This is a genomic window from Microcoleus sp. S13C4 (assembly GCF_036700865.1).
In the GTDB taxonomy this organism is placed as follows: Bacteria; Cyanobacteriota; Cyanobacteriia; order Cyanobacteriales; family Microcoleaceae; genus Microcoleus.
In genome coordinates, this window is sequence record NZ_JAUBPS010000003.1 from 186,572 (window position 1) to 196,133 (window position 9,562).

Below are 9,562 nucleotides of genomic sequence, written 5' to 3' on the forward strand. Positions count from 1 at the left end.
CAACTGGGACAACGGTAACTCCGACGCCAACTGGGACAACGGTAACTCCGACGCCAACTGGGACAACGGTAACTCCGACGCCAACTGGGACGACGCCTACGGCGGCAACGACCGTTCCAAACTATTTCTTCGGTGCGGCTAATTACAGCGTCACCGAGGGCAGCAGTGCGCCGATTACCATCTTTCGCGGTGGCAACGTTTCGGCACCGAGTGCGATTACGTTCAGCACGGGTGGCGGTAGTGCTAAGTCTACGGGTTCTCAAGTGGATTACTCCAGTGTGTTTCTAACGGTCAATTTTGTAGCCGGACAAACTAGCGCACAAGTTCCGGTTCTAACTGCAAATGACCCTCTCACGGAGCCTACTGAAACGGTGGGTTTGTTCTTGAGTGGTGGCAGTGTGGCTAGTCCGTCAGTGGCAATTTTGAGCATTATTGATAATACTCCTGTGCCTCCGCCTTCCTTCTCTTACGGTCAGTCTACTGTTTCTATTCTTGATAATACTTCGGGAACTGTGACAATTAATCGGACTGGCAATACTTCGGTTTCGGCTTCGGTCGACTATTTCATTCTTCCTGATCCTAGTGCACCTGCATACAGCACAGACTACACCATTACCAATCCACCTGGTGGGAATAGTAGTGGAGGGACGGTTAGCTTTATTCCCGGTCAAACTAGCGTTAGTCTGACGATTAACAATAATCTAGGTTTGATGGGTGGAAACGTGAGTTTTGGCTTTGGCCCAGGTGCGAATATCGGCACTCAGCCAGGCGTTGACATTACTCTGATTTAAGGCTGTTAGTAGGGCGAGGAATCCTTGCTCTACTAATATCTCCCGCAAGTAGTTAAATGCTTTTTATCAGTCTGATTCCTCACTACAGCTTTTTTCAAGAAAGCGAGGTACGCGGGTAAAATCTTCCCTAGCTTAACAGCAGCGAGCATTGTCACCCAATTACTGACTTTCGTTCGGGTAGTGCGCCAGACAGCAACAAAGTTAGCAATGTCAGGCAAGACGGGATTCCCTTGCAAGGAGGCCATACCAATTTAATGTGAAGTTGCACATATCTCGATCCCCCTAAATCCCCCTTAATACGGGGGACGAAAGATCGGAATCTTGTCCCCCCCTTAATAAGGGGGGCTAGCGGGGATCGGATTCTACGGGGCCTCATAAAAAATTGGTATTAATCCTTAATTTGTTGATAAGCTTGCTGACACTGTTCAAAGGTTGAGGCATCAGCTTCCGTATTCCCAAAATATAGTTGCTCGTGTATTCTTATCAAAGTTTCGTAAGGCACGGGCTGGGGTAATTGCTGGATTAATTGCAAGTATTCGCCATCAGTGCGGCTGGGTTGGTGAACCGCGGTTCCCGCATCATTTAATCGCTGCAACCAAGCCATGTAAAGACAACGGCAAGCTTGGCGGTATTCGCCTTGTTGCTGCAAATTTTGCGATCGCAAAAACCACTCTGCTACCGACAAATCGTTAATTGTTTTTTTCGCTCTTCCATCAGTTGTTTGATTCCTATTTTTGAAATTATGAATATAAAAACGTAACCCTTGCCAAATCTGCCAACTCGCCCAGACTGCCAGCAATGCTAAGATTAACCAAAAGGCGGCTTTAGCGATCGCACCCAATATCGGGGAATAAAACCAAGATGGCAATTTGACATTCGGTATATTTTGGGCAGTTTTTAGTTCCCACCACTCCTGCAATCGCTGTTGCGACTGTCCTAATTGCCAACCCAAATTAGTTTTATTAAAGGAACTTTCACACATAGATTTACATCTATGAGTAGATTTTTGATTGCGGATTGGAAATTTTTTATTCTATCATTATCCCCAAATCTCCGACTTCTTAAAGAAATCTGGGATAATAGAGCGCGATCGCATTTTACGTTTGATTCGGTTGACTTAAATGCCGAGTTATTGTCCCTAATCCAAATCGCCGCGCGATCGAGAATCGCATTTGAGTGATATTCTTCTAAAGCGGCGATCGTCCAACCGCTTGAACTCAGTTTTATTACCACAGAGATAAGTTTATTGTCAACTGTTTATAGATCCAAAATTGATTTTATTGAATTTTCCTTATTCCTCAAATCCGTTAAATCCCGATTCAGTGCGCGTTGCCGAACTGCCTTATGCCATAACTTTTGGGATACTTAACAGCCTCATAAGAAAATTTATAAAGATTTACAAAAAAAACGTGTCAGAATGAAGACAATAAGGTAATGGGTAACAGACAAGGAGGCACTGATGGTAGCGCTGACTGAACGAGTCCAACGCAGATTGACGGTGGAAAAAGTCGAAATTGCCTCTGATACAACGGCAATTCGATGCCTGGACTGGGATAGAGACCGCTTTGACATCGAATTCGGGCTCAAAAACGGTACAACTTACAACTCATTCATCATTCGCGGTGAAAAAACAGCCCTCGTCGATACCTCGCACGAGAAGTTTCGCCAGCAATACATGGAAATTCTGACGGGGGAAATTGACCCGAAAGAGATTGACTATCTAATTATCAGCCACACCGAACCAGACCACAGCGGTTTAGTCAAAGACGTGCTGGCGCTGGCACCCCAAGCGATTGTCGTGGGGGCAAAAGTAGCAATTCAATTTTTAGAAAACCTTGTACACCAACCATTTGAGCGATTGGTAGTAAAAAACGGGGACAAACTAGATTTAGGAAACGACCACATTATCGAATTCGTATCGGCGCCGAACTTGCACTGGCCCGATACTATTTTCAGCTACGACAGCAAAACTCAAGTGCTGTTCACCTGCGACGCTTTCGGGATGCACTACTGTACCGACAGCACCTTCGATGACGATTTAGCAGCAGTTGAGGAAGATTACCACTTTTATTATGAGTGCTTGATGGCTCCCAACGCTCGATCGGTACTCGCTGCGATGAAGCGGATGGCAGAGTTGGGAGAAATTGGTACAATTGCCACCGGTCACGGGCCGCTGCTGCGGCACAATGTGGTGGAACTTACCGGACGCTACAAAAAGTGGAGCCAAGCGCAAGCTAAGGCAGAAACCACTGTAGCGGTATTTTACACCTCCGACTACGGATTTAGCGATCGACTCAGCCAAGCGATCGCCCACGGTATCACCAAAACTGGTGTAGCTGTGGAAATGATGGATTTGAGAATCGCCGACTTGCAAGAAGCCCGCGAACTTGTCGGTAATGCTGCCGGCATCGTAATTTGTTCGCCGCCGAGTAGCGGTACTGCTGCTGCGAATGCCGAAGCTGTTATCAACACAATTTTAGTTGCGGCTAACAACAAACAATCTTTCGGCTTGTGCGAATCCGGCGGTGGCGATGACGTATCTATTTACCCGCTGAGAAACAAGTTAAAAGAGTTGGGTTTAAAAGAAGTATTTCCCAACATTTTAATTAAAGAATCACCGACAGAAGCGAGTTATCAACTTTGCGACGAAGCCGGCACCGACTTGGGACAGTGGCTGACGCGGGACAAGGCTGTCAAACAGATGAAAGCCCTCGACAGCGACCTCGATAAAGCTTTGGGACGGATCAGTGGCGGACTGTACATCATTACCGCTCAAAAAGGCGAGGTTAGCGGTGCGATGCTAGCTTCTTGGGTAACGCAAGCAAGTTTTAAACCGCTGGGTTTAACAATAGCAGTTGCGAAGGATCGGGCGATTGAATCGATGATGCACGCGGGTGATAAATTTGTTCTCAACGTGCTCGAAGAAGGCAATTATCAAACCTTGATGAGGCACTTTTTAAAGCGTTTTGCTCCGGGTGCCGATCGATTTGCCGGAGTTAAAACTCAACCAGCAACCAACGGTTCTCCGATTTTGACCGATGCTTTGGCTTACATGGAATGCGAAGTAGTCAGCCGGATGGAACTTTCGGATCATCATATCGTATATGCGATCGTCGATAGCGGCCGCGTCTCCAATCCAGATGCACTGCCGGCAGTTCACCACAGAAAAGTTGGAAATCATTATTAGGTAGGAAGTTCGGGTGCTTATGTGGCACCTTACCTACGCCAAAACTTTCAACGTAGGGTGCTTGTGGCGAACCTTACCGGCAGCTAAACTTACGGTGCGCCATAAGCCTTTTCTTACCTTTTGCTTTTCCATTTTAACTAGGGGAATTGCCAATGCCTGCCAATCTTTTAGAAGACCGAGATTACACAATTATTATTGCCAGAAGCAATGCCAGCAGAGACCCTCACCATCCTTGGTACGAGGAGTGGGTAGAAGCACAGGCATCTCTGATCGACTTAGCAAAAAAATGTCAGGAATTTGACAGCGACGGCATCACCCTTTACGAAGCTTCTACTCCTATGTGGAAGTATAAAAATTCAAATGTTGCTCGCTTAGCTGAAATTTTGCAGCGACAAAATACGGAACCGGATTCAAAAAACCCGACTGGAAATAATTTGGAAGAAGCTCTGAAAGCAACTTTTAGCGATTATTTCGCAAGCCAACCAAATGCCAAAGGAAAGAAAGGAGCAATAATTGTTGCAGTCCTAGATCAAAAACCAGAAAATACCGCTGCTGTCGCTGAAATTATTGTAAGTACAGCAAATAAAATAGATAAAGACGAAGAAATTGGGGTGAGCTTTATCCAAATTGGGGACGATTTGAAAACCAGGGAATTTCTGACTGACCTGGATACCAATTTACAGGGTCGAGGCGCAAGGTTTGACATTGTAGATACCAAGTTTTGGCACGAAATCAAAAGAAGTTCTGTAGTTCAGTTTCTCATAGGTGCAATTAATGACTAATACTTTGACTCCTAGACTCGCCTCTGATACCAAACCCCGCGACGTGCAGTTTATCCCGATCGCACTCGATACTTTTATTCTGCGATCGCGCACTTGGGATAGGCTCAAATTTGAAGTCGAGTATTCGCTGCAAAAGGGTACGACAGCCAACAGCTATATTATTCAAGCTGACAAAACTGCTTTGTTCGACCCGCCGGGGGAATCTTTTACTCAAAATTACCTGGAATTTTTGCAGCAACGGGTGGACTTGACCAAGCTGGATTACATAATTTTGGGGCATTTCAATGCTAACAGAGCAACCACAATTAAAGCTCTGTTAGAATTAGCTCCTCAAGTAGCTGTGGTTTGCACGAATCCCGCCGCAATTAGTTTGCGCGCCGCTTTTCCCGACCAAGAATTAAACATTATGATTGTTCGGGGAGAAGAAACTCTCAATTTAGGAAAAGGTCACGCCTTAAAATTCATCGCGACTCCGACTCCCCGTTGGCCAGATCAACTTTGCACCTACGATCCGCACACTCGAATCGTGTTCACGGACAAACTATTTGGAGCTCACGTTTGCGGCGACCAAGTATTCGATGAAGGCTGGAGCGTTTACAGCGAAGATCGGCGCTATTATTACGATTCCCTGCACGCATCTCAGGCAAAACAAGTGCTGGCGGCAATGGATAAATTCGCCGATTTGCCAGCAGCATTTTATGCTCCCGGTCACGGCCCGATCGTCCGTTACGGCCTTAATGAACTGAGCAATTTGTATCGGGAATGGAGCCAGCAACAAAATTCAAAAGACTTGACAGTTGCTTTGATTTATGCTTCGGCTTACGGAAATACGGCTACTTTAGCCCAGGCGATCGCCAAAGGAATTACGAAAGCCGGCGTTGCGGTGGAAAGTATCAACTGCGAATTTGCCGAACCGGGAGAAATTCAAGAGGCGATCGAAAAATGCGCGGGGTTTATCATCGGAACTCCCACGCTAGCAGGACACGCTCCGACGCAAATTCAAACTGCTTTGGGAATAGTTTTATCTACAGCAACTAAGAGCAAATTAGCGGGGGTTTTCGGTTCTTTTGGCTGGAGTGGAGAGGCGATCGACTTAGTGGAAAACAAGCTGAAAGATGCCGGCTATCGAATTGGATTTGAGCCGATTCGAGCCAAATTTAAGCCGACGGCGGCGACGATTCACGAGTGCAAAGAAGCGGGAACGGATTTTGCTCAAGCTTTGATTCGATCGCAAAAATTGCGGGCACCGAAACCGCAGTTAGCAGCGGGGAGCGATCGCACTGAACAAGCCGTAGGGAGACTCGTGGGTTCGCTGTGTGTAGTCTCGGCGAAGCGGGGGGATGTCACCAGTGCGATGCTGGCTTCCTGGGTGTCGCAAGCAACGTTTAATCCGCCCGGTGTGACGATTGCGGTGGCGAAAGATCGATCGATCGAAGCTTTGATGTATGCCGGAGATAAGTTTGTGCTCAACATCTTAGCCGAAGGGCGACAGTTGCGGAAGTATTTCATGAAAAACTTTGCTCCCGGAGAAGACAGATTTGCGGGAGTCGAAACAATGGAAGCTAGCAACGGCTGTCCGGTTTTGACTGATGCTTTAGCTTATCTGGAATGCGAAGTGATAAGTCGGATGGAATGTGGCGATCACTGGATAGTTTATGCAGCGGTTGAAAACGGTCATTTGCTGAAAAATGACGGGGTGACAGCGGTGCATTACCGGAAATCTGGGAGTCATTATTAAGGCAGAAGGCATTCGTCAGAAGGCAGAACTTTTCAATCTGACTTCTGACTGCTAACTGCTGAGTAAAGTTTGCTCTCCAGCTCAGAAATATGCAATCATAAAATAACTGATAACTTGGATAGAGCGTGAGTCAACCAGACAAACTGCTAGCTAAAATCTTACTTGGTAATACCGACGCCAATATACCCTTTGCTCAACTTTGCCAACTTTTACGCAGACTCGGCTTTGAGGAACGGATTCGCGGCAGTCACCACATATTTATTTGCTAAAGATGGTGTTGAAGAAATCCTAAATCTTCAACCCAAAGGCTCGCAAGCCAAAGCCTATCAAGTCAGGCAAATTCGTGAGGTAATTCTCAAACACCAACGAGGAGGTGAAAACGATGCTTCGCTATGAAATTATCCTCTACTGGAGTCAAGAAGACCAAGCATTTATTGCCGAAGTGCCGGAATTACCCAGATGCGCTGCGGATGGCGAAACTTATCAAGAAGCACTACAAAATATCCAGATTGTTATGCAGGAGTGGATTGAAACGGCTGAGGAATTGGGGCCTTATATTCCTCAACCGAAAGCTCGCTTAATTTCGGCTTAGTTTAATAGGAATTTAACTCGTTACCAGGAATAGCTTGGGGACGAGTAATCAAGAAGGTAGCTTACTTTTCGTCACCAGTCTTTTCCGGCCACAAATAAATAGCGCCAGAAATCAAAGTTAAAGCCACAGAAATCCAAAAAGCAATTAATGCGGGAAAATTCCACGCTTCAGACAGAGGAGCAATTAAAAGTGCGATCGCCACAATCTGACTCACCGTCTTCAATTTGCCCCAAATATTAGCTCCCGAAATCGTAGTTTTATTAACACGCCACCCCGCAATCGTCAACTCCCTGCCCAAAATCAAAAATACTCCCCAAGCCGGGACTCGACCCAACTCAATCAACACTAAAAGTGGCGCGAGAACCAACAATTTATCCACCAAAGGATCGAGAAACTTACCCAAATCGGTAATTTGATTCAGCTTCCTAGCCAAATAGCCGTCCAGCCAATCAGTAGCCGCAGCTACTACAAAAATTGCGGTGCAAATCCAGCGGCTTTGCACGCTTGGGTCGTACAAACCGTAGAGCAGGAAAGGTACTCCCAGCAAGCGAGAAAAAGTAATCAAATTAGGCAAATTCATAATAGATAGGACTAAGGCCAACTGGAAAATTACACAAAGGTATGTAGCTGCGCTTTAGCGCTCTTAGCTTAGGAAAGAGCGCCCAAGCGCAACTACATACCTAAAATTTAACCCTATTTGTGACAGTTGGCCTTAGTCCTAATAGAAAGAAGTTCGGCAACGAAACAGTTTAAGGGATTTAACGAATTTAACCTATCTCAGGAAGAAGTCAGAAGTCGATCTCGCAATTCATTAACTGTCGATCCAGTTCTATGATATAATCTCGACCGTAAGATTGATTTTCTAATCCTTGTACCAGATTTTCTGGCAGGTCTTGGGCAATTTCACTGCTACAGGAACCAGCAGCTAAAGCAATAGTTGCTACTGTATCCACATCTCCCGAAAATGCAATGCAATCTTGAAGCAGTTTGCTCATAGTATCATTTCGCATGACAGCAGTAATAGCTGCTCTGACACAGACCAAACCTTTAGCGCTGACTTCTCCTTGCCAAGGTATCGACCATTCACCAGCGACGTGCCTTTCTAGAAAATTCCCCAAATTTTTCTTTAAACCTAGCTGATAAATAAAGTAATGGGACATCAAAGCTGCGGCTATAGCTGCTTTAATGCCCTCGGGAGTGTTGTGAGTAATTGCAGCTTGAATGGTAGCATTTTCGATGACTTTTTCAACAGTCGGAAAAATGCCAATTGGGCCGGCTCGCATCGCCGATCCGCTTTTATCGCTAGCGGAGTGAATTTTTTCTAAAAATTCTTTTCCGTCTTGAACTTGCAGCAAAAAATTGTAAAATTTGCCAGCATAACCAAATCGCCGATCGCGGTGAAAAGCTGCAACAAACTTGGTGGCTAAAAGTTCCGGTGTCCAAGGTTCTCGGCTGACGATAGCTTCTGCGACGGCTAAACTCATCTGCGTATCGTCGGTATAACATCCAGGCTGGATGTCGTGACGGGGATGCTTGATGTACCCGTTGAGATTGTTGTACAATGCGATCGTCTGCTGGTCAACAAATTCAAAACCAGCACCGTAAGCGTCACCAATCGCTAATTCTATTAACATATATTTAATCCGTTTCCTACTATTTCATCCCCTGTTTTTTCCTAAGATTTAAAATCCCAAAACACCCCAAAACAGCAAGTCTATTAACACGCACCGTTTTTCCTCAACACCACCCAAATTGTTTTGCAAATCAGAGTGATGTCGTAGACAACAGACCATTTGCGCTGATAGTCGAGATCCATGAGTACAATCTCGTCAAAGTCTTTAACTCCAGACCGTCCGTTGACTTGCCACTCCCCAGTCATACCGGGTTTGACATTCAAACGCTGCCAGTGGAACTCGTCATAGGCAGCAACTTCATCGGGAGTTGGCGGTCGAGTTCCCACCAAACTCATGTCGCCAACTAACACGTTCCAGAATTGAGGCAACTCGTCCAAACTCGTGCACCGCAAGAAGCGGCCGACGCGCGTAATTCGCGGGTCATTTTCATTCTTAAAAATGTGACCCTTGGCTTGGTTCCTAACTAAATGTTTGAGGTTTTCTGCACCTACAACCATCGATCGAAATTTCCACATTCTGAAAAGCCGCCCTTTGCAGCCGCAGCGGACTTGACTGTAGAGCAGCGGGCCCGGATTGTCCCACAGCATCGCCACGGCCACCGGCACCGCCACCACTGCAGCAATTGCCAGTCCCAGCAGCGAGCCCAAAATATCGATCGCCCGCTTGACCTTGCTCCTTACGGATCGGTGAACCGAATTTTTTGATACACAATCTTTGTAAGTAGATTCTTGAAAAAATAAGAATCGCATTTCGGATAATAGACCTCTTGCGAAAGTCTCAGGCGATCTCTAATTTAGTCTTTAAAGAAAGTTCATAATTATAAATGCCAGCGATCAAA

Annotated in this window: 10 protein-coding genes; 6 read left to right on the forward strand and 4 right to left on the reverse strand. The window is 46.0% G+C overall.

The genetic code is table 11. From position 1 onward, the window contains the following. Positions 1–791, forward strand: a 791-nt coding sequence (locus QT996_RS03070) for a Calx-beta domain-containing protein (protein WP_333044425.1), incomplete at its 5' end; no start/stop codon positions are given. A 388-nt stretch (positions 792–1,179) separates the two neighbouring features. Here the strand turns inward: QT996_RS03070 and QT996_RS03075 are convergent. Continuing rightward, positions 1,180–1,773, reverse strand: a complete 594-nt coding sequence (locus QT996_RS03075; RefSeq protein ID WP_333044426.1) for a DUF4129 domain-containing protein — start codon at positions 1,771–1,773, stop codon at positions 1,180–1,182. A 477-nt stretch (positions 1,774–2,250) separates the two neighbouring features. On the opposite strand from QT996_RS03075, the gene QT996_RS03080 reads away from it, so the two are divergent. The 5 genes from QT996_RS03080 (at position 2,251) to QT996_RS03100 (ending at position 7,090) form a co-directional block, all read left to right on the forward strand. Further along, the gene (locus QT996_RS03080; protein WP_333044428.1) at positions 2,251–3,978 is read left to right on the forward strand and encodes a diflavin flavoprotein; all 1,728 of its coding nucleotides are present in this window, start codon (positions 2,251–2,253) and stop codon (positions 3,976–3,978) included. A 152-nt stretch (positions 3,979–4,130) separates the two neighbouring features. Beyond that, positions 4,131–4,760 carry a hypothetical protein gene (locus tag QT996_RS03085; protein ID WP_333044430.1) on the forward strand — a complete coding sequence of 210 codons (630 nt, stop codon included), beginning with the start codon at positions 4,131–4,133 and terminating at the stop codon, positions 4,758–4,760. Beyond that, complete coding sequence (locus QT996_RS03090) at positions 4,753–6,498, forward strand: diflavin flavoprotein (protein ID WP_333044432.1); 1,746 nt, start codon at positions 4,753–4,755, stop codon at positions 6,496–6,498. Before QT996_RS03085 ends, QT996_RS03090 begins: the two co-directional genes overlap by 8 nt. A gap of 225 nt (positions 6,499–6,723) precedes the next feature. Further along, a complete protein-coding gene (locus QT996_RS03095; protein ID WP_333044433.1) occupies positions 6,724–6,894 on the forward strand; it encodes a hypothetical protein in 171 nt (56 codons plus the stop codon). Then, positions 6,881–7,090, forward strand: a complete 210-nt coding sequence (locus QT996_RS03100) for a type II toxin-antitoxin system HicB family antitoxin (protein WP_333044434.1) — start codon at positions 6,881–6,883, stop codon at positions 7,088–7,090. Before QT996_RS03095 ends, QT996_RS03100 begins: the two co-directional genes overlap by 14 nt. 61 nt (positions 7,091–7,151) lie before the next feature. On the opposite strand, the gene pgsA is transcribed toward QT996_RS03100, so the two are convergent. The 3 genes from pgsA to QT996_RS03115 all read right to left on the reverse strand — a co-directional run bounded on the left by pgsA (position 7,152) and on the right by QT996_RS03115 (position 9,473). Beyond that, positions 7,152–7,670 (reverse strand): CDP-diacylglycerol--glycerol-3-phosphate 3-phosphatidyltransferase, encoded by a 519-nt coding sequence (gene pgsA, locus QT996_RS03105; protein WP_333044435.1) that lies wholly within the window; start codon positions 7,668–7,670, stop codon positions 7,152–7,154. Between the two features lie 208 nt (positions 7,671–7,878). Continuing rightward, positions 7,879–8,724, reverse strand: a complete 846-nt coding sequence (locus QT996_RS03110) for an ADP-ribosylglycohydrolase family protein (RefSeq protein WP_333044436.1) — start codon at positions 8,722–8,724, stop codon at positions 7,879–7,881. Positions 8,725–8,807: 83 nt separating this feature from the next. Then, entirely contained in the window at positions 8,808–9,473 is a 666-nt protein-coding gene (locus QT996_RS03115) for a sugar transferase (protein WP_333044437.1), read from the reverse strand. Between the last annotated feature and the right edge of the window lie 89 nt (positions 9,474–9,562).

Coding starts and splice junctions, on each gene's coding strand:
- QT996_RS03075 (WP_333044426.1), bottom strand. CDS start 1,773: ATGTGTGAAAGTTCCTTTAATAAAACTAATTTGGGTTGGCAATTAGGA.
- QT996_RS03080 (WP_333044428.1), top strand. CDS start 2,251: ATGGTAGCGCTGACTGAACGAGTCCAACGCAGATTGACGGTGGAAAAA.
- QT996_RS03085 (WP_333044430.1), top strand. CDS start 4,131: ATGCCTGCCAATCTTTTAGAAGACCGAGATTACACAATTATTATTGCC.
- QT996_RS03090 (WP_333044432.1), top strand. CDS start 4,753: ATGACTAATACTTTGACTCCTAGACTCGCCTCTGATACCAAACCCCGC.
- QT996_RS03100 (WP_333044434.1), top strand. CDS start 6,881: ATGCTTCGCTATGAAATTATCCTCTACTGGAGTCAAGAAGACCAAGCA.
- pgsA (WP_333044435.1), bottom strand. CDS start 7,670: ATGAATTTGCCTAATTTGATTACTTTTTCTCGCTTGCTGGGAGTACCT.
- QT996_RS03110 (WP_333044436.1), bottom strand. CDS start 8,724: ATGTTAATAGAATTAGCGATTGGTGACGCTTACGGTGCTGGTTTTGAA.
- QT996_RS03115 (WP_333044437.1), bottom strand. CDS start 9,473: ATGCGATTCTTATTTTTTCAAGAATCTACTTACAAAGATTGTGTATCA.